The organism is Rahnella sp. WP5, assembly GCF_000745615.1.
In the GTDB taxonomy this organism is placed as follows: domain Bacteria; phylum Pseudomonadota; class Gammaproteobacteria; order Enterobacterales; family Enterobacteriaceae; genus Rahnella; species Rahnella aceris.
Window position 1 is genome coordinate 731,767 of sequence record NZ_KN050721.1, and the last position, 13,759, is coordinate 745,525.

9 protein-coding genes and 1 pseudogene are annotated in these 13,759 nt (G+C 48.7%); 6 read left to right on the forward strand and 4 right to left on the reverse strand.

Annotated features, from left to right (window positions below; genetic code table 11):
• Positions 1–340 precede the first annotated feature (340 nt).
• The gene (locus tag EX31_RS24805; RefSeq protein ID WP_037037440.1) at positions 341–1,996 is read right to left on the reverse strand and encodes a methyl-accepting chemotaxis protein; all 1,656 of its coding nucleotides are present in this window, start codon (positions 1,994–1,996) and stop codon (positions 341–343) included.
• Positions 1,997–2,595: 599 nt separating this feature from the next.
• On the opposite strand from EX31_RS24805, the pseudogene EX31_RS24810 reads away from it, so the two are divergent.
• Positions 2,596–3,221 (forward strand): annotated as a pseudogene (locus EX31_RS24810) (zinc-binding dehydrogenase).
• Between the two features lie 342 nt (positions 3,222–3,563).
• Positions 3,564–4,262, forward strand: coding sequence for an extensin-like domain-containing protein (locus EX31_RS24815; protein ID WP_037037442.1), 699 nt, complete (start codon positions 3,564–3,566; stop codon positions 4,260–4,262).
• On the opposite strand, the gene EX31_RS24820 is transcribed toward EX31_RS24815, so the two are convergent.
• Entirely contained in the window at positions 4,259–5,437 is a 1,179-nt protein-coding gene (locus EX31_RS24820; protein WP_037037535.1) for a M20 aminoacylase family protein, read from the reverse strand. The genes EX31_RS24815 and EX31_RS24820 overlap by 4 nt on opposite strands.
• Positions 5,438–5,801: 364 nt before the next feature.
• A complete protein-coding gene (locus tag EX31_RS25695; RefSeq protein WP_013576162.1) occupies positions 5,802–6,059 on the reverse strand; it encodes a DUF1883 domain-containing protein in 258 nt (85 codons plus the stop codon).
• A 516-nt stretch (positions 6,060–6,575) separates the two neighbouring features.
• On the opposite strand from EX31_RS25695, the gene EX31_RS24825 reads away from it, so the two are divergent.
• The 4 genes from EX31_RS24825 (at position 6,576) to EX31_RS24840 (ending at position 13,417) form a co-directional block, all read left to right on the forward strand.
• Positions 6,576–9,338, forward strand: coding sequence for a WG repeat-containing protein (locus tag EX31_RS24825; RefSeq protein WP_037037443.1), 2,763 nt, complete (start codon positions 6,576–6,578; stop codon positions 9,336–9,338).
• Positions 9,338–12,178: a WG repeat-containing protein gene (locus tag EX31_RS24830; protein WP_037037445.1), complete on the forward strand. Its 2,841-nt coding sequence runs from the start codon at positions 9,338–9,340 to the stop codon at positions 12,176–12,178. The genes EX31_RS24825 and EX31_RS24830 overlap by 1 nt, the downstream gene beginning before the upstream one ends.
• A 97-nt stretch (positions 12,179–12,275) precedes the next feature.
• Entirely contained in the window at positions 12,276–12,668 is a 393-nt protein-coding gene (locus tag EX31_RS24835) for an ASCH domain-containing protein (RefSeq protein ID WP_013576159.1), read from the forward strand.
• A gap of 98 nt (positions 12,669–12,766) precedes the next feature.
• Positions 12,767–13,417, forward strand: coding sequence for a hypothetical protein (locus tag EX31_RS24840; RefSeq protein ID WP_037037448.1), 651 nt, complete (start codon positions 12,767–12,769; stop codon positions 13,415–13,417).
• A gap of 43 nt (positions 13,418–13,460) precedes the next feature.
• On the opposite strand, the gene EX31_RS24845 is transcribed toward EX31_RS24840, so the two are convergent.
• Entirely contained in the window at positions 13,461–13,703 is a 243-nt protein-coding gene (locus tag EX31_RS24845; RefSeq protein ID WP_013576157.1) for a YebV family protein, read from the reverse strand.
• Positions 13,704–13,759: the final 56 nt, after the last annotated feature.

The following is a 13,759-nucleotide window of genomic DNA, read 5'->3' on the forward strand; positions in this document are numbered from 1 at the left end:
ATTCATTAATCCGCATGCGATATACCTCACCCGGGGTATAACGACTGTGGATTAATCTTTTCATGACTCATTTTAAGGATAATCGCGATGTTACATTGCGCAATGTTTGAACATAAAAAAACACACAACTTATTGGATGTAGGTGCTTTTTTAAGTTAAATATTAGCAATGATTATTTTTAATTTCATTTAATTCGGTTTTTATTTCTGTTTCCGGTCATCGCTCTCTGTCCTCCCGGGGGACGGGTCTGACAGTAAAACTTCCCGATTCAACGCCGTCACATTGCCCCACAAGAATGACGAACCAGCCCTTCCCATTCATGTCAGGAAGGGCTGGAATATCAGAACTTCGTCCAGCCGCTATCTTCTGTGGTTAAGACTCTGCTATTTTTTTGTGTTTTATTTTTGGGAAGAAGACTCGCTGAAGAAAGGGGAGCTCTGCCTTCGATTTTAAACACCGAGACAATTTCTGTGAGCTGACGTGCCTGCTCTTCAAGTGAGGCGGCGGCGGCGGCTGATTCCTGCACCAGTGCGGCATTTTGCTGCGTAACACTATCCATTTGCACGACTGCTATACCAATTTGGTTTATTCCTTTGCTTTGTTCAGTCGATGCAGCCGCTATCTCGCTCATGATGTCATTTACACGGCTGACAGAGCTGACGATTTTCTCCATGGCTCCCCCGGCCTGGGTCACTTGTTCTGACCCGGACTGAATGTTCTCAACCGATTCATTAATGAGCACGCCAATCTCTTTTGCGGCCTGTCCACTGCGCTGCGCCAGATTTCTTACTTCGCTTGCAACGACGGCAAATCCCCGACCTTGCTCTCCGGCTCGTGCTGCTTCAACAGCGGCATTAAGAGCAAGAATGTTGGTCTGGAAGGCTATGCCATTAATAACACTGATTATTTCTACGATTTTATGCGAGCTGGCGTTAATTTTTACCATGGTAGATATGACGTCGTTTACAATAACACCGCCTTGGTTTGCCTCCTGAGTTGCTTGTTCTGCCAGTGTGCTGGCCTGACTCGCATTATCTGCATTATGTCGAACGGTTGAACTCAGTTGTTCCATGCTTGCGGCTGTCTCTTCAAGTGCAGATGCCTGTTCTTCCGTCCTGGAGGAAAGATCGGTATTCCCGGTGGAGATTTCACTGGAGCCTTTATAAATTGAATCAGCGCTGTTTCGGATGTCGTATACTGTTTTTGCCCAGTTATCCTGCATCTTGTTGATATAAGGTATTAATTGTCCAACGCAGTTTTTACCCTGGAAAGCAATTTTGCTATCAAGTATGCCGGTTGCCAATGATTCAAGGTGAGCTTTCACTTTGTTTAATGGTTTAACAAGAAAGTTTGCCAGATAACGATCGCTCAAAAGCATAATGACAACGCTGAGGGCCATAGCACCTATAAGTATATATTGGCACCATGCAACCCACTGGGTAATTCTGTGATTCGCTTCAGCGTTAAGAGAGGTAATTTTGTCATTATATTTTTCTATGGCTGCACTAAAGTTACGTCTAAGCGGAAGATATTTATCATTTTTTAAAGACGTGAACAGACTTGTATTTTTCACTGCTGCTGATTCATACATGGGGAATACAGCACTGTTGAAAAGAGTAAAGGAACTGTTATAGATATCCTCCACGGTGTTGGAGTCTAAATTGCCATGATCAATATTTTTAAATTGATCCAGCCCTTTTTTAAGACTTTCTAATTCAATCAACGTGGCTTTTATTTCAATATCATAAATGCCGTTATTGTTTTTTTCTAAACCAGCCATAGCCCGTTCCAGCGCTGTTACTGCACGGTAATACTGCGCATTGGCACCATTGATGATGTCACCGTTTTGCTGTTGAACATTGGTGAAGTTCAGTTCACTTTTTAACTGATTAAGTGAGTATAAAGCGAAACCTGATACTCCGGCCCATAAAAGTGAAAAAGTGATGAGAATGGTTATTAATACTGTTCGTATTTTAATATCTCTTATAAATCTCACTTTAGAATCCTCATGTATTTAAACGATAAATTCGCCCTGAACAGGCTTCGGATTTTTTTTATAATTTATAAAACAGCTGAGCCAGCTTTTTTATATTTCATTGATCTCACTATCGGCATCAAAATTTATATCTTGAGCTGTTTTTTTATTTATAAAAGTGAAAAGTATGGGGAGAGTTTTTCGTGTTGAAAAGTATGGATATTACTTAATGATAGGGAAATACTAATATGCATCCTAATTACCAGTCCTTTAAGTGTTTTAGTCAGGTTTAAATGGGTAGCAGACTTACCGACCGTTAATTGTGTGGTTAAAATTAATACACATTAAATTATGACTGTACGTAGAGTACGTGAATCCGCGGGGGAATATACCACCTTCATAGCGCTGCTAAATTTTTTAACCAATTGATTTTTTCATGATTATAGTAAAAACCTGTTCCTTATTGCCTGAGTATCAGCCGTCATATTCCTCATCAACAATGAAAATGAAACTTTCCGCCAACGTTTTGAACTTGATAGTTAAAGCGTTTCATTCTCATTTGCAGCCGGATAAATAGCGTTGTAACTTTGAGGTTCCGCCACAACGATAAGGAAATGAAAATGAAAGCTGCTGTTGTGAATAAAGACCACTCTGTGGACGTCGTGGAGAAGACTCTGCGTGACCTGGAACATGTGAGGCACTTTTGGGAATGGAGTGCTGTGGTGTATGTCATACGGATTTGCATGTCAAAAACGGTGATTTCGGTGACAAAACCGGCGTAATCCTCGGGCATGAAGGGATCGGTATTGATGTTAATGATCAGCAACTGGAGTTTGCCGCCGATATGGGGGCTGACCTGACCATTAATATGCGGAAAGACGATGCAGCAAAAATTATTCAGGAGAAAGTCGGTGGCGCTCATGCTGCGGTGGTAACAGCAACGGCGAAATCTGCTTTTAACTCTGCAGTGGATGCGATGCGCGCCGGCGGTCGTATTGTCGCCGTGGGTTTACCGCCGGAATCCATGAGCCTGAATATTCCTCGTCTGGTGCTTGACGGCATTCAGGTCGTCGGTTCACTGGTTGGTACCCGTGAAGATCTGGCTGAGGCTTTCCAGTTTGCCGCTGAAGGTAAAGTGGTGCCGAAAGTCACAAAGCGTCCGCTGGGCGATATCAATGCGATCTTCCAGGAAATGGAACAAGGCAAAATTAAAGGCAGAATGGTGATCGACTTTACGCATAAGTAAGGTTTTCAGTGTGTCGGGTGGCGCGGCTTAGCATCTTTTGCTGCGTCACTCATGACTTACGTGCGAGATAGCCGATAAAAAAAAGCCCGCTCGGGGCGGGCTGAAAGGGGTAATGCGAGGGTCTTACACACTATGAAGGACAGTTCACAGTGGACACAGGAGAAGAAACATCGTCTTCGGATATAAAAGTAACAAACTCAATGTCTATTTATGTCAAAGCTAAGTAAGTTTATTTCCCGACTTGTAACCCCGTCAGATCACTATTTACTCAGGCGCTATACTCAAAATATTCCGCGTGAAAAACAATGTACTGCTAAACCTAAGTGGTGCTAAAGGAACACTATGCGATATTGGGTTAGCTTCATTGCGATTATCGGCATTGCCTGGTTCAGTGGCCCGTGGATAAACCGTCATGTGCCTTCTGAATATAATCCTTTCACACCGATAACTATTAATGACCCGCCGAATCTGATCACCCGCTACAAATTAAGGAAGCTGGATAACAATCCTCAGGAATGTCTGGCTGTGCTTGAACGGGCTCAGCAAGAGGGGATGATTGAGTTTAACAGCGCCGGAAATATGGGCGGGAAATGTCCGCTGACTCATTCTGTGCGCGTTCGCGGATTTGGTGATGTTTCATTGAGTTCGAGTTATCTGGCGAGCTGTCGCCTTGCACTGAGCAGCGCAATGTTTGTCGCGCAGGTGGCGAAACCGCTGGCCACTCGGGAATTAGGTTCGCCGCTGGTGCGTATTGATCATCTGGGCAGTTATGCCTGCAGGAACGTCTATAACAAGCCCGACGCCCGGCTAAGCGAACACGCTACGGCGCAAGCGCTGGATATTGCCGGTTTCTCGCTGGCTGACGGGCGCCATCTTACGGTGCTGAAACAATGGCCTCAGCCCGGCGCAGAAGGGGAGTATGTGCGGACATTATTTTCAGAGAGCTGCCCGTATTTTGGCAATTCCATCGGGCCGGAATACAACGCAGCGCATGCCAATCACTTCCACCTCGGCATGCGCTGGTTCGGTTTTTGCCGTTAATCGACTAAATAGCGCTCCACCAGACGCGTCCAGTAGGCAGTGCCAAAGCTCAGGCTATCATCATTAAAGTTGTAGGCCGGATTGTGCAGCACCGCGCTGTCTCCGTTGCCCAGACGCAGGAAGCAGCCGGGCTTCTGCTGCAGGAAATACGCAAAGTCTTCACTGCCAGAAATTGGCGGAAGATTATCGACCACGTTTTCTTCACCCAGCAGTTCTTTTGCCACTTCCACCGCGAATGCCGTTTCCTGATCGTGATTCACCAGCACCGGATATCCGGGAACATATTCAATTTCAGCGCGGGCGCCGTAACCGGCAGCGTGATTCTCCGCCAGAGTGCGGATACGTTGCTCAAGCGTTTTGCGGACTTCGGGATCGAAGGAGCGAACACTCATTTCAAGGCGTGCAGTTTCAGGGATGACATTTGCCGCATGCCCTGAATGTAATGAACCGATGGTGACAACCGCTGTGTCATTAGGGTCGATATTGCGCGAAATAACAGACTGCAGGGCGATGACCAGACTGCTGGCAACCAGTATAGGATCTACGGTCATATGCGGGCGGGCTGCATGTCCGCCTTTACCATGAATAGTGATGTTGACCGTGTCGCAGGCTGCCATAAACGGGCCAGAACGGAACATCATTTTGCCGACCGGATAGCCGGGATGATTATGCAGCCCGTAGACGGCATCACAGGGGAATCGTTCAAACAACTGTTCGGCCAGCATGCGCTCCGCACCGCTGTTAAACCCAATTTCTTCAGCGGGCTGGAAAATAAGATGCACGGTGCCGGAAAAGTTTTTGCTGCGTGCAAGCTGTTCAGCGGCACCCAGCAACATCGTCGTATGGCCGTCGTGGCCGCAGGCATGCATTTTTCCAGGAAACTGGCTGGAGTAGCTCAAGTCTGTTCGTTCGGTGATGGGCAGGGCATCCATATCTGCGCGGATGCCAATGCTGCGTGACCCGTTTCCATGCTTCATTGAGCCGACGACGCCGTATCCGCCCACGGCGGTGGTCACCTGATAGCCTAGAGATTCGAGTTTTTCAGCGACCAGTGCTGCGGTTGCAGATTCTTCATTGGAAAGTTCAGGGTGTTGGTGCAGGTGTTGGCGAACCTGGCGCAATTGCGGAACGAGATCCGCTACGTCAGCGATGGTGCAAAGTGATTTATTATTCATTATAAGGATCTGTTTTTTGCCTGAAAGAAATCCGGCCAATATGACCGGTGCCATGTCATTACCTTTGACAGAATGCAATGTGAAATCCGGACTGGCAATACATAAATCAGGCAAAAAAAGGACTTTTGAAAATTATGGAATGTTCAATTCAATAACGGTATGTAATTGATGTGACAGACTAAAGTTTTTTCCGCGACGTTACGCAATTCAACATTTTGCTGCTGGATGGTGTCAGCGGTTAACTGTACCGTTGTGATGCAGACCGGGCTGACTGGTAATTCATGAAATATCAGGCAAATGGTTTTCCATCCGCCTGATAAAGGTCTCAGATAAAGCAGCAGAATCGAGGAGGTAATAGCGGATTTCAGGCGGGCATATAACTTATTGAGTGCTCCAGTGAGTCACACTGGGAATCGATAAGAACATTCCAGATGCCTTTATAAGGGATCCCCACATAAGCCGTATTTTGATCATTCACCGTCAAAATATCGCCGAAACCTGAGTGACGTCCTTTTCGCTCAACATCATTTTCACACATCAGATGAATGTGACATTTTTCTGAACAACGTATGACGACGGTGTCGCCACCAAACAGACTCAATCTGGCTCGAACGATAGGCATGACTTCCCCCAATAAGATAAAACACCTGAAATACGCTGTAACCGAACACTGCCAGGTTTGACGCCACCCGGACCGGGAGTGATATTGGTCACACAACGCTCTGGAATCTATAAAACCAGACAAAAGAGGGGGAAATAATGACCTTAATCAAGAGTTGTAATAATCTTCCGAAGATTAATTGTTAGCCACTCAAACACATGTAAATGAAAATGATCTAATTTCTAGTAAGGAGGTTGGAATGTTGCTGTCAGGTTATCGGCGGGTGAGTAATGCAGGTGAGCGGTAACACACAGGGCGTCTCTTTCCGAGAATTGATAATATGTATTCATTCGTTACAGAGTAATAAAATAGCTGCTTTTTCTTTCACAAGCTGACACCCTATAGGCGTATGGCATGTGCGCTCGCTTTAAATTGATTATTATCGGTTTTTTTACCGTCTCACGCGCCCATTCTGCGGGTGATGAAAAAAATGCGGGCGCTACACTTTCTAATTTTATCCAGTTATAAGGGCATCGGATGAATTGCTCCGAAAAATTCAAATATGTCAGAAACTTCAGTGCGTTATCCCTGGTTCTGAATGCTTTTTTTAGCCTGCCGGTACATGCGGATGACGCACTGTTACGGGCGTGTAGCAATGCAAAAACGGCCAAGGATTGCCAGTTGCCTTTCCAGCAAGGGCTTTCTCCTGTGCAGGTCGGGTTATCCCGCGAACCGTTGTGGGGGTACGTGGATACCACCGGGCATATGGTGATCAAGCCTGATTTCAGTGAAGCCCGGGGTTTTGTGAACGACCTGGCTGCTGCGAAAAAAGGCGATAAATTTGGCTATATCGATAAGAAAGGCCACTGGGTTATTGAACCTAAATTTACGCGGGCAACCGATTTCAATGCACAAGGTACCGCGCTGGTCGTGACCGATAACCGTCTGGTACTGATTGATCGCAAAGGTGCAGTGATAAAAACGCTGCCGTTTGCCGTTTCTCTCGACAGCCAGGGATTTGCGCGCGGTCAGGCATTGGCAAGTGTGCAAACGCAAGTTTCGCCTGCCTTGTGGAATGCTTCCACAAATCGTTCCCTTTCTCTGCCTGATGATGTCATCGCACTGGATTTGCCTCAGTCCGGGCTGATTCCAGCTAAAAAGCGTGATTCTGCGCAAGACGGTTACTGGGGATATCTCGACGAAAATGGTGACTGGGCGATTGACCCGATGATCCTGAAAACCCGCGACGAGCCGCAATTTAGTGGTGATGTCGTTGCGGTGAAAACCAAAAACGTCTGGATGTTCGTTGACCGGCAGGGTGTTTCGTTAAATAAAGAGCAATATAAATCTGTACGTCCGCTGGCTTCAGGTAGCTGGCTGGTTACAACTGCGGATAGCAGCAAACAGCTGCTCAACAATAAGCTGGAGAAAGTGCAGGATATTCCTGCAGATCAATCTGAAAACATCCTCGCCTGGGGTAAAGCTACGCTGGGAACGGGCAGTAAAGGCATTGTGATTATCGGTGCTGATAATCAGGTTGCTTCTCTGAAAGTGAATAAGCCGCAAGTTCTGCAACAGGGCAACCGTCTTTGGGTGATGCAAACTGAGGGGAAAACGCCTCAGGTCGCGCAGATCTATGACAATAACGGCGTAGCGCTTCTTAATGACGCCACGCTGACAGCGCTGAAAGACTATCAGTTAAGACCATTGGCCACGACGCCGATGACCGATGACATCAATGCTTTGGCGCAAGCAACCACAGATACGGCGCAAAGCCTGCCATGGGCAGTTCTGACGCCTGTTGATGCGACAAAACCTCCCGCAATCCTCACCTCCCAGGGGAACGTGCTTTCCGATCCTCAGTGGGCATCGGTTGAAGGAGAGGCTTCTCAGGCTCCGTTGATCATCCATACTGAAAACAAAAAAGTTGGCGCGATCGATGCCGCAGGGAAATGGGTTATCCAGCCAGTCTTTACGCAAATCACCCCGTTTAACGGCGACTATACCTGGGCCACTGACAACAATGGCAATACAGACGTTAAGCACCTTATTGATCGCAGCGGTAACGCGATAGACGTTCCGGCAAATATTCAGCAAAGCGCTCAGCGTTTGTCATCCGGACTGCTGTTTTATACCGGGGGCGAAAAAGATGCCCAACGCTGGGGTTTATGGGACATCGCGAGTAAAAGCAATAAAGCTGCACCTCAGTTTATCCAGATTGATTCCTTCAATGACGGTTATGCCCTGGCGCAGACAGATACGGGCTGGGGCGTGATCAGAACCGACGGCAGTTGGGCGATTGCGCCTGATGCGGGCCGTAGCGGTAAATTCCAGTATATCGGGCAGGGTGCCTTTACGCTTTCTGATAACGATCAGCCTGGTGAACGTGGTGCGCTTGCCAGCCATTACAGCCTCTACAGCGCTGAAAACGGTCAGGCTTTAGCCACAGATTTGCTCTCAAGGCCGCAGCCTGTGGGCCGCAACCACTGGCTGGTTCAACCTTCCGAAGGTGGTGTTGCATTGCTCGACAGCGCAGGGCGTTTCCCTGTCAGCAAGGCAATTACTGCATCTTCAAGTTCTGTTGATGGCGACTGGGTTATGCTCAGTTTTTCCCCTCATTTTGGGGCGATTAACAGTCAGGGCGACTGGCAAATCCCACCACTTTATACCGCTGAATTCAATTTCATCCCGCCTCTTAATCTGAGCCGCGCGGTCAGTGATGGCCGCGTCACATTGATTAATGATCATGGCGCGGTTCCGTTAGACGGTTTTGAACAGGCCCAGGCATTGAACTCGATGGCACGGTTGGTCATGAATGACGACCTTACAGGCGAAACTGTGTTGTATGACAACGACGGCAATGAGATTCAGCGTTTCGCCGGACTCGACAGCCTGCAGGCGGATAAAGCCAACTCTGGCGTCATCCCTCTGCGTGATAGCAAGGGCCTGTATGGTTTTGTTGATCAGCAAGGCAAGAAACTGATCGGTTCTTACTTTGATCAGGTTGGTGCAATGAGCAATAATTTTGCTACCGCCATGAAGAAATCGACCTATGGCAATTTGCTAGGTTACATCAATACCACAGGGCGTTTCGCTATTTTGCCTAAGTTCGATTGGGCAAATGATTTCAGCGAGAAACATGCCTGGGCAGGGGGTAAAGGTGTGGTCAGTTTGCTAAACAGTGATGGCGCTGTTCAGGCGAAAATTCAGGTGCGCTGTAATCAGCGTGTCATTGTGGATGCTAAGGGGGCTTATCTCTGGCCAGCCAAGGCTCCTGCATGCGGTACCGGAGGTAATTAATGATTGTCAGCAAACCTTCAAGGCTAAGAAATGCACTCCGTTGTGCTCTGAATACCAGCAGTACACTGGCCTTATTGACGCTGACATCCGCTGCAATCGCGGCAGAGCCCGACAGTTGCTTTGCGCCGTTATCTGCGGCGCAGGCGGATGCACAAAGGCATAATGCATTGCCTGTGGTTCAGAATTTATGTATCCGTGATGTCCATGAAGGCCGTGCAGCAGTGCTTTTGCCTGCTGCAGATGCAAATGGCGAGCGTTGGGGCTTTTTAGACAATCAGGGGCAACTGGTCATTAAACCTGTTTTTGAAAAAGTCGGTGACTATCATTTTGGTGCCGCCGCTGCCATGCAACAGGGCAAGTGGGGATTCATCGATCTGACAGGAAACTGGATGATTCCGCCGGCCTTTGATCGCGTCCAGCCCTTTACCGAATCCGGGTTGGCCGTGGTGACGGCGGGAGGTAAACCACAAATTATTGACCACAAAGGTGCCCAGGTCGGTAAAGCGCTGGATGAATTAGTGGATGACGCCACCCTGAGTGACGGCATTCCGGCCCGCCTGAGTCTGACGTTTAACAGCGTTCTGCTTTCGCCTGATGGTGTCCGTCATGTGGCTACCGACAAAATGGAAGTGGTTGAACCGTTTGGCCCGAAAGATCTCTTTATCGCTTTTGATGCCAGCAAAGGTTACGGCATCATTGATGGCAATCTTACCTGGCGCGTTCTGCCGCAATACAGCGCAATCACCCTTGATCCGCAAAACTCTTCTGTCGCCCTGGCGAAAAATGCGGAAGGAATTACCTTAATTCGCACCGACGGTGTGCCGGACGAACAGAAGTACTTGTCGGTCAGTGAAGAAACCGGCGCTTTCTGGCTGGCGAAAACCCCAGAAGGGATCAAATTACTTGATAATTCCGCTGTGGTTATCGCCACCTTTAGCGAAGCCGAGGCCTCTTCGCTCCGTGTCTCCGGTGATTACGTGTTGAATCCCGTCACCAAAGACGCTCTTACATTGTATGTACCGGGACGTAAACAACCTCTTTTGCTGCCTGCGGGCAGTGAGCCCTGGGAGCACAGCACGGGTGAATATCTGATCACTACCAAAGGTGATCCGAAAAAGGTTAACGCGATTGTTGCACCTTCTGGCGGCATCATCGGAGGCTCACAGAATGTGGGCTGGCTGGCGCAAATTACCAGCGCAGAAGTGATCAACCACCGTTTATGGCTGCGCAACGACCAGGGTGATGTCGTCAATATTGTTGATGCATCAGGAAAGGCGTTACTGAATCAGAAGAATATCAGCGCCCTTGATGGCAGCCGGATTGAGCCTCTCTATGTCAGAAATGATGTTACTTCTGCACAATCGCCACTGGCACTGATTCGTCCCGAATCCGGAAGCGGTAAAAACGGTGCCGGTTTCCTGCGCCCGGACGGTTCACTTCAGCTCGACAGCAAATGGCAGGATATTCAATCTGCTGACGCAGACGGTAATATCGAACAGTTTATTGTCAGAACGGCTGAGGGAACCGGTGTTGTCGATGCTCAGGGGAAAATTGTTATCCCGCTGACCGAAGACAATATTTCGCCCTTTGTTCATGGCTATGCGCTTGATTATCTGGACGGCAAGCTGACCGCACTGGATCACGCGGGTAAGCATTATGATTTGCCCAACGTATTCGAGATTGAGTCTGTGGGTAACGGCTGGTTCCGTTTTCGCGAAACCGCTGCCGAAGGCGCGCTGTGGGGCATCTTTGATGTCAACACACAGAAAACGGTTGTTCAGCCCTCTTATCAGGATGTGGGTGACTACGCCGATGGTCTGGCGGCGTTCAGAGCACCGGGAGGCTTATGGGGCATTGTGGACGGTCAGGGTAAAATCATTGTTGAAGCGAAGTATGCTAAAGCAAAACGTATTAATTCTGCGCTCTGGCTGCTGACGCAACCGGCCGCTCCTGACCAAGCCGAATCCAGTGTGATTGCTGAAATCATTGGCAATGATGCGAAAGCGAGAGTCGCACCAACGGCGGGGTTATCAGTCACTCAGTTCAGTGATGGACGCATTCTTGCCACCTCTGTCGCAGGGCAGTCCTGGCTTTTGGATCCCCAAGGCAACATTGAACTGCACGAACAGCAAACCCGTATCAGCGCGCTGGGCGATTGGGTAAAATTATCCCGTAAGCCGCAGGAAGGTTATCTTTCTGCGCAAGGAGAATGGCAAATTCAGCCCGTAGCGGAAGCCCAAAGTTCTGCTTTTGTGCAGGGCCGTGCTTTGCGTTCGACGCCGGCAGGGTATGAGCTGATCGATGATAAAGGTGTGCGGGTTGCGGCTATGCCCGAGGGCAGGTGGACAATGCCGTCAGCCAGCACGTGGTCTGTCTCTAACGACCCGCAGGATGGTACGCCAGCGACCCGTTATGTCGACAACACCGGTAAATTAGTACTGACGGTACAGGGGAATGCCAGCCTGATGGTGAATGATCATGCTGTACTGACACGCGCAGACGGCATGAAAACCTGGATAAACGGCCAGGGTAAACAAGCTGAGGGCATTGCTTATGCCGACTTAGGTTTGCCTGTGGATGGCCTGGCATTCGCCAAAACGAACAATAATTACGGTTTTGTCGATGTACAGGGTAACTTTGCCATTGCACCGCTATTCAGTGCCGTCTCACCGTTTGACAGCGGCGTTGCCGTCGTTTCAACGCCTGCGATGTCAATGATGATTGATAAAACGGGTAAACCGCTTGCAAGGATCGATAAGGAATGCGGCATTGCCGTTTTATACGGCGCTGGCAGCGCAAGACAGTGGCCGGTAGCGATGCCGGATAACTGCAAACCGTAGAACGCATTTCTGGCTTTTAAAACCCGCTACGGCGGGTTTTTTTGTGCTAATGTTTAACTGTCATAGTAGTGAACTATCTCAATTGAAAGGATAAATTATGATTCCGCAGATCCCACTTAAATACAGGGATGCAGAGCGCTGGTCGTTTGGTGATACCGAGTCGTCAGCAGACGAACTGGCTAAACGTGTTATTGCAGGCACAAAAACCGCCACCTGTTCAAACCTGGATGATGACCCGGAACCAGAACCTGGCGAAATCTTTGTGGTGGTCGATGGTCGCAATAATCCGGTGTGTGCCGTACAACTGACCGAAGTGAAACAAGTTCCTTTTGATCAGGTGACAGAGCAACATGCCTGGGAAGAAGGTGAAGGTGATCGCACGCTGGCTTACTGGCGCGCTGAGCATCAGCGTTTCTTCGAAGAGTACGAGATGTTTGAACCCACTATGCCATTGTTACTGATGAAGTTCCGGATGATAGAGAAGTTCTAAATATCTGAGGGGCCTGATAAGGAAAATCAGGCCTTAAATCTCGCCAGCCAGCTATATGATCAACCTGATGTTGTCGATCTGCCGTTCAGGAATATGTCATGTCAGTGAATTCAGTAAATCAACGCGCTTTTGCAACCCTTTCAGGAATACCTTATTTCAGCCAGTGGGAAGACCCTGACTGTGCTGCCGGAATTATTGCCGGTGAACTCGAACTGAGTGATATCAAACTATGGGCCCAGTCTGGCGCATCAACCCAGCAGGAATTTATTGAGTGGGCAAACCATGTTTGTGGGATGTGTTGCCTGAAAATGGTGCTGGCGGCGGTTTCCGGAAAAGTGGTGCCTGTTCTTAATCTGACTCAGCGCAGTCTGCCATATGGCGCGTATGTTCGTGATGGCGACAACATTAAGGGGTTGATTTATGCACCTTTTGTTGAGTATGTTCGCCAGGAGTTGGGGATGACCGCAGTAGTTAAAGTGGGAATTGCTGCTGAGGATATTGCTGCACAAATGGTAGATCACCTGTTCTTCATTGCCTCGGTGCATCCGTCGGTTCGTATTCCGGAGACTGTTCCGCCGCGTAAAGGCGGGCATCTGGTGCTGGTGACGCGTGCCGACAGAGAGTTTGTGACCTTTCATAATCCCTCCGGTCATGATATTTCCACACAGCAGGATGTCACGTTACCGGTGAAAGTCTTCGCCCGCTTTTTTGCCGGACGGGGTATTTCGTTGGTTGAAAACGCTGAGTGAACGCAAGCGGCATGGCGAACATCATCCCGTTCGCCATGCTGTATCACTCCAGTCGCATTATCCACTCATCTTTCTGTTCGTCATACTTCTCCTTGTACAACACAGAGTGACGACCATCGACCACTGCCGGGACACTGGTGTGATCGTCCCAGGCATCAAGTTGCATACACAAATCAGGATCTGATTTGCACGGGATGTGCACTTTATCGCCGCCTTTTGCTTCAGGCGTTGACAGATGCGCATCGTCAATTTCGTAGCTACCAATTCTTATGCTCGATTTTCCCATCAGGTACCCCTTGCCAGAGTGACGCGAGTAATTTCAACAACATCAGGTATGACCAG

Bases quoted from the DNA above. Each gene is read 5' to 3' on its own strand.
- EX31_RS24815 (WP_037037442.1), top strand. From the start codon at position 3,564: ATGCGATATTGGGTTAGCTTCATTGCGATTATCGGCATTGCCTGGTTC.
- EX31_RS24820 (WP_037037535.1), bottom strand. From the start codon at position 5,437: ATGAATAATAAATCACTTTGCACCATCGCTGACGTAGCGGATCTCGTT.
- EX31_RS25695 (WP_013576162.1), bottom strand. From the start codon at position 6,059: ATGCCTATCGTTCGAGCCAGATTGAGTCTGTTTGGTGGCGACACCGTC.
- EX31_RS24825 (WP_037037443.1), top strand. From the start codon at position 6,576: ATGAATTGCTCCGAAAAATTCAAATATGTCAGAAACTTCAGTGCGTTA.
- EX31_RS24830 (WP_037037445.1), top strand. From the start codon at position 9,338: ATGATTGTCAGCAAACCTTCAAGGCTAAGAAATGCACTCCGTTGTGCT.
- EX31_RS24835 (WP_013576159.1), top strand. From the start codon at position 12,276: ATGATTCCGCAGATCCCACTTAAATACAGGGATGCAGAGCGCTGGTCG.
- EX31_RS24840 (WP_037037448.1), top strand. From the start codon at position 12,767: ATGTCAGTGAATTCAGTAAATCAACGCGCTTTTGCAACCCTTTCAGGA.
- EX31_RS24845 (WP_013576157.1), bottom strand. From the start codon at position 13,703: ATGGGAAAATCGAGCATAAGAATTGGTAGCTACGAAATTGACGATGCG.